At 58.5% G+C, this 18,419-nt stretch carries 14 protein-coding genes; 9 read left to right on the forward strand and 5 right to left on the reverse strand.

All coding sequences use genetic code 11. The features are described 5' to 3' along the window. Positions 1 to 61: 61 nt before the first annotated feature. The gene (gene lpdA, locus CAURIC_RS10005; protein ID WP_035113535.1) at positions 62 to 1,489 is read right to left on the reverse strand and encodes a dihydrolipoyl dehydrogenase; all 1,428 of its coding nucleotides are present in this window, start codon (positions 1,487 to 1,489) and stop codon (positions 62 to 64) included. A gap of 333 nt (positions 1,490 to 1,822) precedes the next feature. Between lpdA and CAURIC_RS10010 the strand changes: the two genes are divergently transcribed. The 6 genes from CAURIC_RS10010 to CAURIC_RS10035 all read left to right on the forward strand — a co-directional run bounded on the left by CAURIC_RS10010 (position 1,823) and on the right by CAURIC_RS10035 (position 8,415). Further along, complete coding sequence (locus tag CAURIC_RS10010) at positions 1,823 to 3,073, forward strand: alpha/beta hydrolase (protein ID WP_035113534.1); 1,251 nt, start codon at positions 1,823 to 1,825, stop codon at positions 3,071 to 3,073. 252 nt (positions 3,074 to 3,325) lie between these two features. Further along, the gene (locus tag CAURIC_RS10015) at positions 3,326 to 4,996 is read left to right on the forward strand and encodes a M1 family metallopeptidase (RefSeq protein WP_290182723.1); all 1,671 of its coding nucleotides are present in this window, start codon (positions 3,326 to 3,328) and stop codon (positions 4,994 to 4,996) included. A 13-nt stretch (positions 4,997 to 5,009) separates the two neighbouring features. Beyond that, positions 5,010 to 6,302: a hypothetical protein gene (locus CAURIC_RS10020; protein WP_290182725.1), complete on the forward strand. Its 1,293-nt coding sequence runs from the start codon at positions 5,010 to 5,012 to the stop codon at positions 6,300 to 6,302. Then, positions 6,289 to 7,206, forward strand: coding sequence for a glycosyltransferase (locus tag CAURIC_RS10025; protein ID WP_235700693.1), 918 nt, complete (start codon positions 6,289 to 6,291; stop codon positions 7,204 to 7,206). The genes CAURIC_RS10020 and CAURIC_RS10025 overlap by 14 nt, the downstream gene beginning before the upstream one ends. A gap of 91 nt (positions 7,207 to 7,297) precedes the next feature. After that, positions 7,298 to 8,011 (forward strand): glycosyltransferase family 2 protein, encoded by a 714-nt coding sequence (locus CAURIC_RS10030; protein ID WP_035113532.1) that lies wholly within the window; start codon positions 7,298 to 7,300, stop codon positions 8,009 to 8,011. Next, entirely contained in the window at positions 8,011 to 8,415 is a 405-nt protein-coding gene (locus CAURIC_RS10035; protein WP_052094906.1) for a DUF2304 domain-containing protein, read from the forward strand. Before CAURIC_RS10030 ends, CAURIC_RS10035 begins: the two co-directional genes overlap by 1 nt. Before the next feature lie 9 nt (positions 8,416 to 8,424). On the opposite strand, the gene CAURIC_RS10040 is transcribed toward CAURIC_RS10035, so the two are convergent. Beyond that, the gene (locus CAURIC_RS10040) at positions 8,425 to 9,144 is read right to left on the reverse strand and encodes a pirin family protein (protein ID WP_035113531.1); all 720 of its coding nucleotides are present in this window, start codon (positions 9,142 to 9,144) and stop codon (positions 8,425 to 8,427) included. Positions 9,145 to 9,153: 9 nt separating this feature from the next. Then, positions 9,154 to 10,386 (reverse strand): MFS transporter, encoded by a 1,233-nt coding sequence (locus CAURIC_RS10045; RefSeq protein WP_035113530.1) that lies wholly within the window; start codon positions 10,384 to 10,386, stop codon positions 9,154 to 9,156. Positions 10,387 to 10,552: 166 nt separating this feature from the next. Here CAURIC_RS10045 and CAURIC_RS10050 point away from each other — a divergent pair, with 166 nt between their 5' ends. After that, positions 10,553 to 12,775 carry an acyl-CoA dehydrogenase family protein gene (locus CAURIC_RS10050; protein WP_290182730.1) on the forward strand — a complete coding sequence of 741 codons (2,223 nt, stop codon included), beginning with the start codon at positions 10,553 to 10,555 and terminating at the stop codon, positions 12,773 to 12,775. Positions 12,776 to 13,162: 387 nt separating this feature from the next. After that, a complete protein-coding gene (locus CAURIC_RS10060; protein ID WP_035113528.1) occupies positions 13,163 to 13,474 on the forward strand; it encodes a hypothetical protein in 312 nt (103 codons plus the stop codon). 124 nt (positions 13,475 to 13,598) lie between these two features. On the opposite strand, the gene CAURIC_RS10065 is transcribed toward CAURIC_RS10060, so the two are convergent. Then, complete coding sequence (locus CAURIC_RS10065; protein ID WP_035113527.1) at positions 13,599 to 14,597, reverse strand: diacylglycerol kinase; 999 nt, start codon at positions 14,595 to 14,597, stop codon at positions 13,599 to 13,601. 83 nt (positions 14,598 to 14,680) lie between these two features. Next, entirely contained in the window at positions 14,681 to 16,390 is a 1,710-nt protein-coding gene (locus CAURIC_RS10070; RefSeq protein ID WP_425474811.1) for an FAD-binding oxidoreductase, read from the reverse strand. A gap of 36 nt (positions 16,391 to 16,426) precedes the next feature. On the opposite strand from CAURIC_RS10070, the gene CAURIC_RS10075 reads away from it, so the two are divergent. Next, on the forward strand, positions 16,427 to 18,142 hold the full coding sequence (locus CAURIC_RS10075; protein ID WP_035113526.1) for a glycerol-3-phosphate dehydrogenase/oxidase: 1,716 nt from the start codon (positions 16,427 to 16,429) through the stop codon (positions 18,140 to 18,142). Positions 18,143 to 18,419 lie beyond the last annotated feature (277 nt).

The raw sequence follows: 18,419 nt of genomic DNA on the forward strand, positions 1-18,419 counted from the left end.
GGTGATTCCCTGAACGGGAGGCACCGGCTAGCAGGTTTTATGTGTTGTCTGCGAAGACCAATTAAAGATTAATCATGTGACCAGCAATGCCGTGAGCGGCTTCCTTCATGGCCTCAGACAACGTTGGGTGGGTGTGCACGTTGCGCGCGATCTCTTCTGCGGTGAGATCGAAGCGCTGTGCCAAGGTCAGCTCTGGCAGCAACTCGGAAACATCCGGTCCCACCATGTGTCCACCGAGTAGCTCGCCGTATTCGGCATCGGCCACCAGCTTCACGAAGCCAACTGCGTGACCCAAGCCCTGAGCCTTGCCGTTTGCAGTGTAAGGGAAGGTAGCGACCTTGATCTCGCGCCCTTCTTCCTCTGCCCTCTTCTTCGCTGCTTCCTCGGTGTAACCGAAGGATGCAACCTGTGGGGAGCAGAAGGTAGCGCGAGGCATCATCTGGTAGTCACCCAGCAGCTCAGTCTCTGCACCGGCGATAACCTCGGCCGCAACCACACCTTGGGCCTCAGCGACGTGCGCCAGCTGTAGTTTGGCCGTGACGTCACCGATGGCAAAGATGTGCTTCACGCTCGTGCGCATCTCGTCATCGATATCGATAGCACCGCGCTCGGTGAGCTTCACACCGGTGTTATCCAGACCGAAGCCCTCCACACGTGGTGCGAAGCCGATGGAGACCATGACACGGTCGGCCTCGAGGGTCTCGGTCTTGGATCCGTCGGCGGACTCGATGTCCACCTCTACGCCCTTGCCCTCGCCGAGGTCACGTACAGCGGTGGTTTTGTGCCCCGTCTTCAGCTTCACGCCCAGCTTCTTGTACTGCTTGGCGATCTCCTTCGAGACATCCTTGTCTTCGTTGGGGAGCACGCGATCCATGAACTCCACAACGGTGATGTCCACACCAAAGTTGCTGAGTACGTACGCGAACTCCATGCCGATTGCACCCGCACCGATGATGACCATGGACTTTGGTGCGTTCTCGTCAAGGATTTGTTCCTCGTAGGAGACAATATTGCCACCCAGCTCTACGCCTGGCAGAGAGCGAACAACGGAACCGGTTGCAATAATGCAGTTATCGAAAGAGATCTTCTTTCCCGCATCATCGCCTTCGGTGATTTCGATCGTATGATCATCGACAAAGCTACCCAAGCCGTTGATCTCTTGGATCTTGTTCTTCTTCATCAGGAAGTGAACGCCCTTGACAATGTTGCCGGAGACCTTGCGGGAACGCTGGTGAGCGACCTTGAAGTCCATGGAGATATTGTCTCCGGTAATGCCGTAGGTCTTCGCTTCCTTAGTAATGGTGTGTGCGAGCTCCGCGTTGCGGATCAGCGCCTTCGAGGGGATACAACCCACGTTGAGGCACACGCCACCCCAGTACTGCTTCTCGATAACGGCGGTCTTCAGACCCAACTGAGCAGCACGAATAGCTGCCACGTATCCGCCGGGTCCGGCACCGAGTACTACTACGTCAAAATGTTCTTCAGCCACGCTTCCCAAGGATACGCAAGACTGGCGCCGATGTCTGCCGTCGATGCTAATCCCTGGCGTTTTGGTGCCCAGATCGTGTGCTGCACCTAGGCTGCCCTACCCTTTCTGTCCCCTTCGGCTTGCACCGTTCTTCGAAAGGCGCGGTGACGCACACAAAAAACCTTCTACTATTGCTTCCCAAAATTTGCTACGGGAGGGTAATGTACGGCATGACTTAAACGTTGATAAGTAAGACAAGCCCGTAGAGGGAACAGCGAATACTATAAACATGCACGTTTCCACTTCGGCATGACCGCCGGTAGGCGATTTCAAGAGGAATTTGAGGACTCTATTATGAAGCGACCGTTGATCCGCATTGGCGCCACAGGCCTTGCCATCGCCGCCAGCATTGCTCCCGCAGCCGCAGCCCCAGCGGCCTTCGCAGAACCCGCGCCGGCAGCGGCAGCGAGCACGCCGGCGAAAATCACCCGGGTACCTGCGCTGACAGAAAAGCAAAAGGCCGACGATTCCACCGCAAAGTGGCGCAAGATCATCGCAGAGTACAATTCCCACGATTACGACAACGTCTTTGAAACCACCGCGTACTCGCCATCCATGGATCGCAACATTCCCGTGGTTGTTATCCAGCCATATGACAAGGCCAAGCGTAAGAACGCTCCAACCCTCTACATGCTCAACGGCGCTGATGGCGGCGAGGGTGCTGCAAACTGGCTGGCGCAATCTGATGTGGTGACGTACTACGGCGGTAACCGCGGCAACTTCAAAAATGTCGACAAATCTCCGGGCATCGGTGCGAACATCGTTATTCCCATGGCTGGCAAGTACTCTTACTACACCGATTGGCAAAAGAGCGTTCCACAGCTGCAGGGCGGCAGCAAGAAGCCCCAAAAGTGGGAAACCTTCCTTACAAAGGAACTGCCTCAGGGCATCGAGCCATTTCTGGGAGCCAACGGCAAGCGTGGCATTGCGGGCCTGTCCATGGCTGCCACCTCTGTTCTGAACCTAGCGCAGCACAACCCCGGTTTCTACGACACGGTGGGTTCCTTCTCCGGCTGCGCCGCCACCACCACCGGTGCGGCTCCTGACTTGATCAATATCACGCTCAACCGCGGCGGCACCTCCATCAACGATATGTGGGGTGGCCGCAACACCGCTCTGGCACGGTACAACGACCCACAATTGAACGTTGCCAAGCTCAAGAACCAGAAGAACATGTACATTTCTAACGGTTCCGGCATCGCGGGCCCCCACGACTTGCTGGGTTCCGAACGCGTGGGCAAGAACTCCTCCGCATCCGCCACTGTGATCGTCGAAGGCGGAGTTATCGAAGCCGCAACCAACTGGTGCACCCACGAATTCCGGGCACGCACCCGCGCGCTGGGTATTCCCGTGACCTACAACTTCCGCCCCACCGGCACCCACCAGTGGGGTTACTGGCAGGACGACATGCGCGACTTCTGGCCCGTCGCAACCAAGGGGCTGGGCACGAAGGTAGCGCGTCCCGCCGAACCTCACCAGTCCGCAGGCGGCGACCTAGCCGGCAGCATTGCGCAGATTACCGGCTCCGCACCAGCCCGCAGGTAGGCGCGCCACTCCAGGGGCAGGGAAACTCCGTGCTGCCCCGCTGGTTTCCTCCGGAATAGACCACCCGGATCGCCCCAGCGCAGTCACCAAACGTGGGTTTCCATGGTCCAGCGACGGCGCGGATCAGGGTGGCGTCGGACAATAAAAAACCCACGACAAGCGCGGACCAGCCGTGCCACCCCAAGTGGCCAGCTGGTCCTCTTCTTATGCCCAAACCATGGTGGAACCACTGCAACCTAGTAAGGTTTTCGTGTGACTGTTCAACGCCCCCACCGCAGTACCCCCATCGCCGGCGCTATCGATACATACACCGGCGTGGAGTTCAACCTCGGGTTCCATATTCTCCACTACAACCTGGAGATAACCTACAACGCGAACCCGAACCACCTGCGCGCCACAGCCACCTTGTCAATGGAGAATTACCGGCCATTGAAATCGCTCACACTGGATCTCGCCGATGCCCTGCGCGTGAGCAAAGTAGAGGTGCGGGGCCACGGGGCTGCGCGAACCGAACCTGAATTAAAAGCCAAATTGCAGCTCAAACGCTATCGGCAATCCAACAAAAAGCTGCGCCTGACCTTCACCGACGAAATCCCCGAGGATCTATCGTTCGATATCGTCATTCACTACGCCGGCAACCCTCGCCCGCTGCGGTCCAAGTGGGGAGAGGTTGGCTGGGAGGAAACCAACAACGGAGCCCTTGTCGCAGGTCAACCCAATGGCGCTCCCAGTTGGTTCCCTTGCGATGACACCCCGGATGAAAAAGCTACTTACCGCATCGCGTTTACAACGAACAAGGACATCACGGCCGTCGCCACGGGAACACAGACTGCCATTTCTCACCGCGGGGCCTGGACAACCCGGGTGTTCGAGGTCAACTATCCCATGGCCACCTACCTGGTCGCGGTGTACGTGGGCCCGTACCAGCAAACGAATCTGCCCGATGCGCAGCTGGGCCGGAAGACCGTTCCGGTGCATGCCTGGCTGCCGTTCGGCGACCACCAGGCACGGTTGATTCGGGATCGTTTCGCGCACGATTTCGCAGATCAGTCCGCCATGGTCGAGGTTTATAGCGAGATGTTCGGCCCATATCCCTTCCCCGCCTACGGTGTGGTGATCACGGACGAAGTCATGGAGATTCCGCTCGAGGCCCAGGCCATGAGCATGTTCGGCAAGAACCACGCCAACGGCAAGAAAACGTGGGAGCGCCTGATCGCACACGAGTTGTCCCACCAATGGTTCGGAAATTCGGTGGGGTTGGTGGAGTGGCGCGATATTTGGCTGAACGAGGGTTTTGCCTGCTACGCGGAGTGGCTGTGGTTCGAGCGCTCGCAGGGCATCCCGGCTGAAAAGCACGCGCGTTTCCATTACCACCACTTAGCCAACAAACCGCAGGATTTGCTGCTGATCGATCCGGGTGCGGACAACATGTTTGATGACCGTGTGTACAAGCGCGGGGCTCTTACCGTGCACGCGCTGAGGGTATTGCTCGGTGATGACGATTTCTTCGATCTGCTGCGCCGTTGGACCTCCGAGCACCGCTTCGGACTAGTGGAGACTCGGGATTTGGAGAACCTGGTTCTTGACATCATCCAGCACCGCAAGGACATTTCCGCCGCCGATGTGTCTTCCCTCTTCGACAGCTGGCTTCGCCGCACCGAGCTGCCTTACTTCCCGGCCGTTGCCTCTTCCGTTTATTTTGGGACGACGCCCACCTCCTCCCTGAATGAGGATCTCAGCGGGCTTCCCGCCGCTGACCTGGACACGGAGGTGGATTCGGGCGGCCCTGCCCGCGCAACTGCCCGGGCTGCTTCGCAGGCAATGGATGTGGCCAGCCAGGCCGGTGAAGCTGTCAGCACTGCTGCCAAGAACGCTATCGACGCTGCTAAGAACACTCTCGGAAAGAATCCCCTCGGGAAGTAAGGGGGCATCCTCGATGCGTTCTATGACCTTGGCCACGGTGTTGGTGGCGATTTCTGGTTATTTGATCCTCATTGTGGCTTCCCACGCGCTCGGGGAAGCTGACTATGAAATCTTCTTGGTGTACTGGGGTTTCTTCTTCGCCCTTACGGGATTGCTAGACGGGTTGATGCAGGAAACTACTCGGGCGGTGACGGCGCGGCGTTCGACTGGTGAGTCCCCGCTGGGCGAGGTCGCTCAGGGAGGTGTGCCTACGGCAGCTGCACCTCGGGGAGCCCAGCCCATCCGTACTGCGGGGTTTATTGCGCTCGTACTAGGGGTTGGAACGGCGCTGTTAAGCCCACTGTTCATCGGCAGCATGTCCCCATCTTCGCCTGTAGCGGGTGCGGCCATGCTCTCTATCGGTCTGGCCAGTTACGCATTCCAAGCCCTAGTGTGTGGATTGCTTTCCGCGGCCGCGGAATGGAACCGATTCGCCGCCTTGATCACCATTGATTCGGTGTCTCGACTAATACTGGCCGTCCTCGCGTGGGCCATGGGGTGGCATGCGGTGGCGTTCTTGTTGGTTACCGTATTGGGCGCAGGAACGTGGCTTCTATTCGCCGCAGTTTCTGCCCCCACACGGGCGCTGTTCTCCGAACGGGCCGATACGGATCAGGGTGCATTTTTGCAGCGCACCCTTAAGGCGATGGTGGCCAGTGGGGCGAATGCAGTTATCATCACGGGTTTTCCGGTGTTACTGAAATTCACGACCGATACCTCTGTTCCTCAGGGTGCGTTGGCCGCCACGATTACCGCAGTCACCCTCACTCGAGCACCAATTTTGGTTCCGTTGCAACGCTTTCAACCGGCACTGATCGTGCATTTCACGAAAGCACGCGATCGGGTCCTAGCTGCCGCGGCGCTTCCTCTGGGAATCGTCGCCGGCCTGGCTATCGTCGGTGGAGTGGCCGCCTACTTCCTGGGCCGTCCAATACTTGCGGTGTTCTTCAACGAGGAGCTACTCGTTGCTCCCCTGTGGCTGGGGCTGTTCACGCTGGTATCCGGTGCGACAGCGATCCTGATGATCACCGGAAGCGCAGCTCTAGCTGCCGAGCGCCACAGCTTGTACTCGGTCGGCTGGGTGATTGCCACTATCGTAGCTATCGGCGCACTCTTCCTCGACGCCCAGCCGGAACTCCGAGCTCTCCTGGCCCTCGGTATCGGCCCCGTTGTAGGCGCCATCACACACCTTGGTGTCTTAGTTTTTGCTCGCCGTGATTCCCACGCAACGCCACCGACGGAGGATAAGCAACATGGCCTCGCCTAACACTCCCCAACCCCAGCACATGGATAGCCCAGTTTCTGCGCTGCTCTCCATCTACCATCGCATCGATCCTCACGACCTCACATGGGCACTGGCGAGCCTGCACCAACAGTCACAGCCGGCCCAGGAAGTTGTGATTGTGCTAGACGGCCCCGTGGGTGGGGACCTGCGCGGCGTCGTCAAAAAATTTGAGAAAAGCTACCGCAACACCACCCGAGTAGTAGAGCTAGCCCACAACGTCGGGCTTGCGCGCGCGTTAACGGCTGGATTGCGGGAGTGCTCGCACGACTTAATTGCACGGTTAGATGCCGATGACATCGCCATGCCACAGCGATTCGAGCAGCAGGTTGCGTTCATGAACATGCACCCTGAGGTGGCAGTGCTAGGAAGCGCACTCGCGGAGTTCCGTTCGGAGGAACTGGCGGACCAACCCGTGCGCGTTGGAAATATGAACGCGGATCTGTCCACCATTCGACAGTTGCAGACAACCGTTCGCCGCCTGCCGGAAACTCACCGGCAGATCGAACGAGCTGTCAAATTAAATTCGCCGATCAATCACCCTTCCGCAATGTTCCGGAAATCGGCAGTAGTCGATGCGGGCGGGTATAGGCATGTGCCATTTATGGAGGATTATGACCTTTGGGCAAGGATGATCGCAAGGGGAGAAATAATGCATAATGATCCACGTCCCCTCACATGGTTCCGCACTTCGGATCAGATGTTTCAACGTCGCAGCGGTAAGGCGATGTGGCGAGCCGAAATTTCGATGCAACGCAACCTTGTTCAATACGGGTTAATTGGGTATGCAAGGGCTATTGTGAATTTCAGCCTGCGCAGCGCGTTTCGCGCGCTACCAACGCCCCTGTTAAGCAAGGCGTACAAGGTCATTTTCCAGCGGTCCCGATAGAACCCTGGGTTTGCTCCCAGTACAACACGGGGAGCCCAAGAGACTCACACGCCTAACAATTACAACTCCCGCCTCACGAGAAAGCCCCTATATGAATCAGCCGATAGCGCCCACCGACGGCGACCATCGCGATGTCTGGTTGGTCATACCTTGTTATAACGAAGGATCGGTCATTGGTGATGTTATCTCCCAGGCCCGAAAAACTTTCACGAATATTGTTGCGGTCAATGATGGCTCTACAGACAATTCAGCGGACGCTATCCAGGCCGCGGGAGCGCACCTGATCAATCACCCTGTCAATTTGGGGCAGGGCGCGGCCCTGCAAACCGGCATTGAATACGCACGGAACCAACCTGGCGCCAAATATTTTGTGACATTCGACGCCGATGGGCAGCACCAGGTGAAAGACGTACTTCACATGTTGGAGAGGCTGCGCCACGAACCGGTGGACATTATCACTGGAACACGGTTTGGTGGGCAGAAGAATTCTCAAGTCCCGTGGTTAAAACGGTTTGCACTCAAAACTGTTGTGCTGTTGTCCCCCGTAAGTCGGAAGCTAGGCTTAACCGATGCACACAATGGCTTGCGCGTGTTCAATAAAACCGTCGCCGACGGTTTAAATTTGCGAATGAATGGCATGAGCCATGCCAGCGAGATTGTGAAATCCATCGTGGAGAATAATTGGCGCGTAAGCGAGGAACCGGTGGATATTCTGTACACCGAATACTCCATGAGCAAGGGCCAGAGCTTGCTCAATGGGGTTAATATTCTGGCCGATGGCTTAATCGCGAGGAAGTTACCTTGATGCTCGAAACCCTATTGATTCAAATTTTTCTACTTCTTGCCGTCGTTGGGCTGGCCCTATATTTCTTGTCCAACCGGCGGAAGGCTAGAGCGAGGGCTGGGGTGAAAATAGGGTTCGTCATCTTCGTTCTCGCCACCATCTGGGCAATCTTGCGCCCTGATGACCTCACTGTGGTTGCACAGTGGGTCGGCGTTTCGCGAGGGACGGATTTACTACTGTACGTGCTGGTGGTGGCATTCATGTTTACCACCCTTTCCACGTATATCCGCTTCCGCGAATTAGAGCTCCGCTATGCCCGCCTGGCGCGTGCCGTGGCCTTGCAAAATCCGGTCACACCCCACGGCGATGAGGAAGGCTCTCACGGGAACCCCGTGGTCAACCCCGTGGACAAGCCCGAAAACTAACCCAGCTCGTTATTCGTTCAGCGACCGATCCATGCCCCACACTAGAATCTCCCCCTGGCCGCTGACTGGTAAGTCCGCATCCAGATTCCTACACCGCAGCACGTCCCCCTCAGCGAGATCATAATCACCAGCCTGCACATTCCCATTCACCACAAAAAGGTGCACAAAAGGAGCACCGGGAACCGCCACCCGATTGGCGGATCCATGCAACCGAGCCACATACATCCTGGCTCCAGCGGTATTGATCTGCAGCGGAGCGCCTTCACCTGCGACCGTCACTAACCCGCCTGCATCGAGCGCAGCGTTGAAGTCATAACTGTGGTGGCTGGGTGAGGCATTGGGAATGTCTGTGGGCAACCAGCATTGGATCACTCGCAGAAACGAGCCACTGGAGTATCCGTTGGCATTAACCTCTGCATGGTTAACCCCAGAGCCAGCTGTGATAGCCTGCGCCATCCCCGCACGCACTATAGTTTCCTCTTCAGCACCCGAATCTCGATGCCGTACCGCGCCTTTCACAATCCATGAGACGATTTCAACGTCCTTGTGAAAGTGCATATCAAAGCCCTCGCCTGGCGAAACCACATCATCGTTGTGCACCATGAGCAAGCCGAATGCGTTTGCGACGAGATCGAAGTTTCCCGTGGCAGGAAATGACTGCCGAGATACGATGTCTCCACCGGGCCACGTATGCCGAGCAGACGACGGAATAAAATCAAAACTAGTCATGCAGCTTCCTTAACTCTGACCGGATATCTTTTCTTCGGGAAGAAACCGCTGGCCCACGGCAGAAACAAGAACCAAGCTGATTGCCGCGATGACCACGCCCACACCCAACATCATTTCATAGGTGAACCACTGATTGAGTTTGGTGAGAATCATTGGGAAGAAGAAACCCAGATAGGTGAAAGCATAGAAAACTGCCGTCAGCCCACCCAGATCATCCGGGCCCGCCAGCCGTTGCACTTCCGTTAGCCCGGTGATCATACACACACCGTAGGCAGTGCCCAAGATGACCGCCGCGATAGCTGCGCCTACGAGAGAGCGGCTTTGCGCTGTCCATACAGCTAGAGCCATTCCGACGATGATCAGCACCAATCCCAGCTGCTGACCCATTACTCCACGTCCACGCAGATAGAGGTTGCTAATCTGCTGCACACCGAAGCCAAAAGTCAGTGCCACCATCGTGATCGCAGCCGAAAACGCGATGGGAATTGAAACCCTATCTTGGGTGAGAGACGGCAAGATCGCGTAGGCTACTCCGGCGCACCCGAACACCCAAGGTGCGATGGGCAAGACAGCCAGCAAAAAGCGGGGATGCAATGCCGTTGGGGTGGCGATATCGGACCAAAAACTTCCTTTGACCTTCAAGTGGGCACTCTGCCGCGTCTCAGGCACGCCGGCGAGCCCGACCATGCTCACCAAGGCCAAAAAGATATGGACCAGATACGGGGTCTTACCCGGTGCCGGCCCCCATTGGGCCAATACGCCAGCCACTAGTGCGCCCAGGGCAAACCCTGCCGTCAGGGACATCGTCGCCCGGCGAGCACCAGCTCCAGGCGTGGCATTTCGGTCAAAGGCTGGCGTAGATAGCTCTTTGATCCACGAACCGCCCGCGGTCATCGCTATGCCAATAGCGATTCCGGAGAGGACGCGCCCCAAAAAGATGAGTGGCGAATTTGTCTCCCCAACCGCAATCAGAATACTGCCCACCAAGGCAACGACAGGTGCTGGGAACATGACTAACCGGCGACCAAACCTGTCCGAAAGCGGGCCGGAGATCAACAGGCTAATGGCGATGCCGGCGGCATAGCTTGCCAAGAGGGCATCGACGAAGACGTTGCCAAACACGTTTTCCCCACGGTAGTAAACCATCATTGGGGTGAATTCGTTGCCGCCCCACGCCACAGCAAAGACGGCGAAGGCGATGAATTTCCAGTAATTGCGCGCAGCCATTCGATTCGAAGCCATGGCTATGATTTTAAGCCCTGCTCCTCCACGCGGGAACAGGAACCAAGGATCCGAAAATATTTTGCCGATCAAAGCGCATGGTGAGAGGCCATACACAGCGCATTTACCACGCACAGTATATTTAAAAATAACCACTTCGCCAGAGGCGCGCTTGTACAGTGGGGTTATGTCACAACACTCTCAACCTAAGGACCTGGGTGCTTCCAACTTGACCGATGGAAGCATCGCAGATGAAGAGAACATCACCACGGCGCAGACCGAAGGAACCCAAACCGACGTCACGGATAACGACACTTCGGTGGAGAAGAAGGCTCGGAATCGAGATATCCGCCGTTCCAAGTCGGCCCCCGACACACTGAACTCCGCCCCCAGCGATAGCTTACGGGACCACGTCACGAAGGAAATCCAGAAAGTCCTCGATGGTGAGTTTCCCGAGGCGCGCGAGCGCATCCGTCAGGACGTCCTCGCTAACCCAGACGCACTGCCTGTGTACGATCAGGATCTAGAAGGCTCGCGAGCTCACACCACTGGCCAATTGCAGATGGTTCTAGAGTCTAAGCTGCCCCATGGCGCATTTCGCACGGACCAAGGTGGAACTGGGGAAACCGGCCAAACCCTGACATCCATTGAAATGCTCGGTCACATCGACCTGTCCCTCATGGTGAAGGCGGGTGTGCAATGGGGCCTGTTCGGTGGCGCCGTTGGCAACTTGGGCACCGAGCGCCATGCAGAGCTGGTTAAGGACCTCATCGAACTCCGCGCGCTGGGTTGCTTCGCCATGACCGAGCGCGGGCATGGCTCCGACGTGCAGTCTTTGGAGACCACCGCGACCTACGATCCTGAGACCCAAGAGTTCATCATCAACTCCCCCACCGCCTCGTCCGAGAAGTGGTACATCGGCAATGCCGCACGCGACGGCCGCTTCGCGGCTGTATTCTGCCAGCTGTACACCCCAGGTGTCGAGGAATCCCACGGCGTGCACTGCATCGTGGCCCGGATTCGTGAAGATGACGGTTCCGCTATCGCGGGCGTTCGCTTGGGCGACCACGGTTACAAGGGCGGCCTCAAGGGCGTGGACAATGGCACGCTGAGCTTCGACAATTACCGGGTTCCTCGCGAGAATCTTTTGAACCGCTTCGCAGATGTAGACGCGGAAGGCAATTACTCCTCCCCCATCGAGAATCCGAACCGTCGTTTCTTCACCATGCTGAGTGCGCTGGTTCGCGGCCGCGTAACGGTAGGTGCAGCTGCAGCCTCGGCGGCACGCACCGCACTGGGTATTGGTGTGAACTACGCGAACATTCGCCGTCAGTTCGCCGCGGATGATTCCTTGCCGGAAAAGCGCCTGATCGAGCACCGCCAGCACCGTCTGCGCCTGATCCCGCGCGTGGCTCGCGCCTATGCATTGCAGCTGGCGACGAACAACCTGATCTCCCGTGTGCACGAATTGGATCAGCTGGGCTTGGACCCCACGAACATGACCAAGGAACAGCAGTCCGACCAGCGTGAGGTGGAGGCGCACGCTGCTGCACTAAAGGCTGCTAACACCGCGCATGCCACAGATACGATTCAGGAGATGCGTGAAGCGTGCGGTGGTGCAGGCTACATGGCGGAAAACTTATTGACCACGCTGAAGGCTGATTCGGACATCTTCACCACCTTCGAGGGCGACAACGTGGTGATGCTGCAGCTGGCGGCAAAAGAGCTAATGACCGGTTTCGCCCGTGAGGTCGGTTCCCTGCGCCCCATGGAAATGGTGCGTTTCGGGCTCGATAACTTCAGCACTTTGCTGCGTCGCCGGACCGCCGCGGATGCTTTGATCCAGAACCTCGTGGATACTTTCACCGATACCGAGGAAACAAGCCTGTTCGACCCAAGTTTCCAGGTCAAGCTGATCGAGGAGCGCGAAAATCGTTTGATGCTTTCTCTGGCTCGACGCCTCCGTCCTGCGAAGAAGATGGACATTAGTGAGGCAGCGAAGGTTGTCGACGGCGCGCAGGATCACCTCATCTCGGTCGCGTGGGCACACGTCGATCGCATTTTGTTTGAGGCGCTGCTAGAAGCTGAGTCCAAGGTGGAATCCGAGGATGCTCGTCGCGTGTTCGAGCAGGTCCGTCACGTATTCTTCCTTGACATGATTCGGACCAATGCCGCGTGGTACTTGGAGCAGAATTTGCTCACGGGCACCCGCACCAAGGCGGCGCGCGCAGCCTTGAATGACCTGGTGGATTCGCTCGGCCCATGGTCCAAACCGCTGGTGGATGCGTTCGGTATCCCTGACAACATCCTCAACGTGACGTTGATGGAAAATCCGGAAAACCTCACGCCGAAGTACCAAACCAGCCCGGCGGCAGGACAATCGGGCACGAAAGAGGCCGAGGATCAGTAGCTAGCGCAGTTAGATCCCCTGTTACAGGAGATCCTGTGTACTAGCTTCTCCCCTCGTGAACTCCCCACCGTCAGCTACGGTGGGGAGTTTTTTCCGTAGCCTTGACACCATGACCTCACCCGCCTATGCGATAGCGCCTACAGGCTGTTTTATTTAGTGCATTCTATGAAGGAACGTGGCCTTAAGCGCTTCATCCGCGCTGTGCCCCTCCTACTACCAATGGATACCCTCTCTGGAATGTGGATCGCATTGGTCACGCCCGCTCCGTTGGGCCTGTCAGTACCGCTAGCACAATCGATGACGAAAGACTCAGTGACGACAGAACATGACATTGCCTAGGTAGCTGGCCGAAACACTCACCCGATGTAGCTGGGTAGACTATCGGTTATGAATCCCATCATCGCGCGTCTAAAGAACTCTGCCCTAACTTTCCCGCAGGTCCATGCCCCTGTGTTGGCCGGGGCGTTGGTTCGCTCGCTGACCGGCGGCAGCGGTAAGTCGGGCGCCGCTAGCGCTTCTTTTGATTCCGACGCCGTCTACCGCAGCCCCGCCCTCAGCATCGGTCAACCGGGCCAGCGCTACGCCCCGCAGTATCCTTCCAGCGGGCGCACCAACGGTATCGTCGCAGCTCAGGCTGCCGCGGCACGCCCCGCTCCAGCTTTTGAGCTGGAGCGGGCGATCGTCGACGTAGATCATTAGCCCCCAACTGCACATCCGCGGCTGGGGGCCCGGGGTGGCGTCGGTTGAAAGAAGTGACCACGACCCCAGGGGTAGCCACGGTTTTGGGCCGCGGGTTGAGGGAGTCAAAAGGCTCGTGGGACCGTTAGGGGCGGGGCACGAGGAATTTGCCAGCGCCCTGGATGGCTTCAACTTCCATGGGAAGGGGAGCGAATCTGTCGCCGTCCGCATAACCGTTGATGTGTGGCATAGTGATGCGGGCCCGCTTGGTGCGGTACATGTCCAAACCTTCCTCGTCGCGAATATCGCCGGTGAAAATCTTGCGGAATTTCAGCGCGGCCTTGGTGCGCGACAGGCGCCCCATAACGGTGACATCCAACAGGCCATCATGGTGATTCGCATCGGGGCAGATATACATGCCACCACCGTAGGAGCGAGTCACACCCATCGCACATAAAGTGGCTTGGGTATCAATGACCCGCTGGGTATCTTCGCCTGCGTCCAACACTAGCGTGGTGGGGATAGAGTGGAAGTTCAAGAACTCCGGCACGATCGCCAAATTGTAGCGACTGCGCCCCTTCGGCCACTTAATCTGGTTAGTCCGATCGGAAACGAGGGAATCGAACCCCGCGCAAGCGATAGTGCCAAACCAGTACGTGCTGTGGGGCTCGCCGAGTTTCTGCTGGATAATATCCGTGCCCTGGGGGTATGCGCGCATTACACCCAAGTCCGCGGTGGTCCAAAAGCCGTGGGCGATGACTTCCGCAGCCTTGACCGGATCGGTGGGAATGCCGTATTCGCGGGCGTGGTCGTTGCCCGTGCCTGCGGGAATAATCCCCAGCGGCTTGCCCGATTGGGCCTGTTCCTGCAGCGCCAGCGCGATTAACCCATCCCCGCCTGCCACCACGAGGGCATCGATGCGCTCATCGGCGATCATGGCGGCGGCGAGCTCGCGAGAAGCCTCGGGGCTAGATCCTTGAATGGAAACCACGTCCACGCCCAGTTGGTTGAGGCGCTGTTTGGCTTTCTCTGCGGCGTTGCTGGCACTGCCCTTGCCGGCGGCGGGATTGGTCAGCAGCGCAACACGCTTGATGGTGGCGGTGCCAACCTCGAATGGTCCATCAGAGTGATGAATCAGGGACATGCGTTACTCATTTCTTCAGGCCACGTGGTGGCGCGTGCTTGGTCGCCCATCGGGAGGACGATCTGTTTTCCGAGGTTCAACGACTAAAGCTCGCGTTTCGCGTCCGGTGCCGCTTGTTCCGGAGTCAGTGCATAGGTTTTTCCAGGGTTCAAGATCCCTGCAGGATCCAGTTCGCGCTTCACAGCTTGTAGCGCCGCAATTCCCAGTTCGCCGATTTCGAGCCCCATCCACGGCAGGTGGTCAGTACCCACCGCGTGGTGGTGGGTCACGGTGGCGTTGTGGGTTGCCATTGCCTCCGACGCCGCCGTTTTCGCCTTCTTCCAGCGCCCCTCCGGGTCCTCGCCCGCATCTGCAACAACGGTGAAGTACAAGGAGCAGCCCCCGGCGTACACGTGCGAAACGTGGCACATAATCAGGGCAGGTGAACCATCCGCCACCAGCGCGCGGGACAACGCATTACCCACTGCCTTCTTCACACGGGGCACGTTGGACCAGTCGGTCGCGGTTTCGAGGGTCTCGCATAGCGCACCGGCATCGATAAGGGAATCGCGCAACACGGGCGCACCAAAACGGCCCTGTTCCCACTTGCGCGCTGGCCCCTCGCCAAGGGAAACACCACCGTGGGCCAACATGATGGCGCGGGTTTCAGCATGGCGGGATTGCGCGTGCTGCGTAGTGCCCTCATAAACAGTCAACGCCAAGCACCCTGTGTGCTGGGATTCATCCTGCTCGCCAATGTTGTCGGTACTAGTGAGGTTCACGCTAGATTCGATCTCGTCCGACAAGCGCAAAACGGTTGGGCCCGCACCGGTTTGCTCCACATCGCGCAGGGCATTCACACCGTCGATGAAGGTGGGGAAGCTGAAGGCCTCATACAGTTTCGTCTGTGGAATGGGGTGCACCCGCACCCGCACCTTGGTGATGATGCCCAATGTGCCCTCGGATCCTAGGAACAATTGCTTCAGCGCAGGACCAGCCGCAGTAGCGGGGGATGCCTGCCCTACCTCGATGATCCCCTTTGGGGTGACCACAGTCATCGAACGCACCATATCGTCAAAACGGCCGTATCCGGCGGAGTTCTGCCCGGAGCTGCGGGTAGCAGCGAAACCACCGATGGTCGCATACGGGAAGGATTGCGGGAAGTGGCCCAGTTGTAATCCCTCTTCACTCAACAGCATTTCCGCGTGTGGGCCGGATAGCCCGGCCCCCAGCGTGGCGAGACCGGACACGGGATCCACGTCCTCCAGCTGATCGAAGCGCGCCAGATCCAAACTAATCACCGCGCGGTGGCCGCCGTCCACTGGATTCAGGCCACCAACGACTGAGGTGCCGCCACCAAAGGGCACAACGGCGATCTTTTCTCGGGTGCAGAACTCGAGGATGCGCAGCACTTCCTCATCGGTGGCGGGGGCCACAACTAGGTCAGGTGCGTCGACTTCGCCATCGATCCGCCAATCGAGCAGGTCAAGGTAGCTCTTGCCACGGGCACGGGGCATGCGCTGTTCGTCATCGGAAGAGACGAAGGCCTCACCGACAATTTCTGCCATTGCAGTGCAGTCCGCCTCGGTAGTGCGAGGGGCAGACAGGCGAATGTCAACAGCGGGGCGTCGAGGTAAAGAACCATCGACGCCCAACAGCTTGCCGAGCATCTTTTTGATCGAATCGTTAAGCGGCTTGGCTTCATCCTCCGTACCCCAGAGGTTGAACACCATCGGAGGCACCGGCAGCGAGCTGTGCGGTGCGCGGTTGACGGCGGGATTAGGGACCTGATCGGCCTTCTGGTTGTGACTCATGCTCGCCAGTTTACTGATTGGAGTACGTTAAAGATTATGAATCGCATTGCCAATGCCACATCTCTGGCTAACCAGACCACACGGGGCAACGAGAGCTCCCGCGACGTTTCATTCGATTACGCCGGAGCAACCCTGTCTCCACAGCGACACGCAGCGTTGATCGAGAAATTGAGCGCTGGGAAGACGGGCGAACCAGCCTCCTATGACCTCGTAGTAGTGGGTGCGGGTGTGACCGGCGCGGGCGTGGCACTCGATGCAGCCACGCGCGGTTTAAGCGTGCTGCTCGTGGACAAAGAAGACTTGGCATTCGGCACCTCGCGCTGGTCTTCGAAGCTGGCGCATGGCGGCTTGCGGTACCTGGCCAGCGGAAACGTTGGGATCGCGCGGCGCAGCGCCGCCGAGCGCGGCATCCTCATGGAGGTCACAGCCCCACACCTCACACGTGCCCTGGGGCAAGTAGTTCCCGTGATGTCGAAGTTCTCCGCATTGAATAATGTGCTGCCCCGCATGGGATTTATCGCTGGCGATGCGTTACGTATTGCTGCCGGCACGTCAGGCAAGACACTCCCCCGTTCCCGGACGATTTCGGCTCGGCGCGTTGCGGAGCTATGTCCCGCCGTCGATCGTCGCAATGTGAAGTTCGGCTACCTCAATTATGATGGTCAACTTATTGATGACGCCGCCTTGGTCACCGCGCTCGCGCGTACGGCTGGGGGTTTCGGGGCTGATGTGTTGACGCACTGCCGGGTGGAATCCGTGGATGATCTGCGCGGTAACGGCTCGGTTAATTCAGCTGGTGGGAATGCTGCCGTCCACCTCAACGTAGAGGGTGAAGTTCTTACTGTGAACGCCTCCGCGGTGGTGAACGCCACCGGTGTGTGGGCCGGGGATTTGGATGAGACGGTGAAGGTCACGCCGTCCCGCGGAACCCATTTAGTCGTTGCCGCTGAGAAGCTGGGGAACCCCGAAGGCGCGCTGACGGTGCCTGTACCCGGCGCGACCAATCGCTTCTGCTTTATCCTGCCCACCCAGCTGGGGCGCTGCTACATCGGGCTGACTGATGAGCAGGCCCAGCTGGAGGATGTCCCCACGGCACCTGAGGAAGATGTGCAGTGGATTCTGGACGTGGTGAACCAGGCGCTGCTGGTGGACCTGACCGCAGATGATGTGATTGGCACGTTCGCGGGGCTGCGCCCGCTGGTGGAGATTGCGGAGCCGGGCAAGGTGGCGTCGAACCAAGAAAACAGTGCGAACGGTGAACAGCACACGGCGGACCTGTCGCGCGAGCACGCGATCCTCGTGCGTGGACCGATGGTGACTGTGACCGGTGGCAAGCTGACGGAGTATCGCCTGATGGCCGAGCAGACGGTGGATCGAGTGCTGGCGGAGGGGCTGATCACGAAGGCCAATATTGGTTCTTGCGTGACGAAGGAGACACCGCTGATTGGCCCACCTGCGCGGCCCGAACAGCCCGGAAAGCTCACGGTGACCGATGAATCGATGGGCGCGGCAGCTACCGCGGAAACGAACAGCGATACGGATCAGGGCAGCTCGATTGCGCGCCCCGATGAACCAGTGGTTCCGGGGCTGGCGGTCACACGTGGCCGTCTGAGTTTCGCAGTGACACATGAGGGCGCGCGGACGGTTTCCGATATCCTGGATCGCCGCACGCGGATCGGGTTGGTGCCGGCAGATCGCGCGGCGGCGGAACCGGTAGCGCGGGAGGCGCTTGCAGCAGCAGGATTGAAATAAACCCGCCACCGCATCACTGCTGGTGACGGGTCATTTTGGAGCCGCTCGCGAGATTCGAGCTCGCGAGCTTTTCATTACGAGACAAATCCCCGTTCGGGAACGCAAGGATCTCGCGGGCTTGTGCAGGATATCGCGTTCTTCGCGCAACTGTGCGTTTTCCTTTTCTAGCTTGCGGATCTGTTCGGAATCATTCGCCGCTTGGGCTTTATCATGCACAGCTTTAATGCGCGCACGCTTTCCGGTGCCGTACTTCTTGACCCAAGAATGCAGCGAGGCA

It is taken from the genome of Corynebacterium auriscanis (genome assembly GCF_030408435.1).
Lineage (GTDB): Bacteria > Actinomycetota > Actinomycetes > Mycobacteriales > Mycobacteriaceae > Corynebacterium > Corynebacterium auriscanis.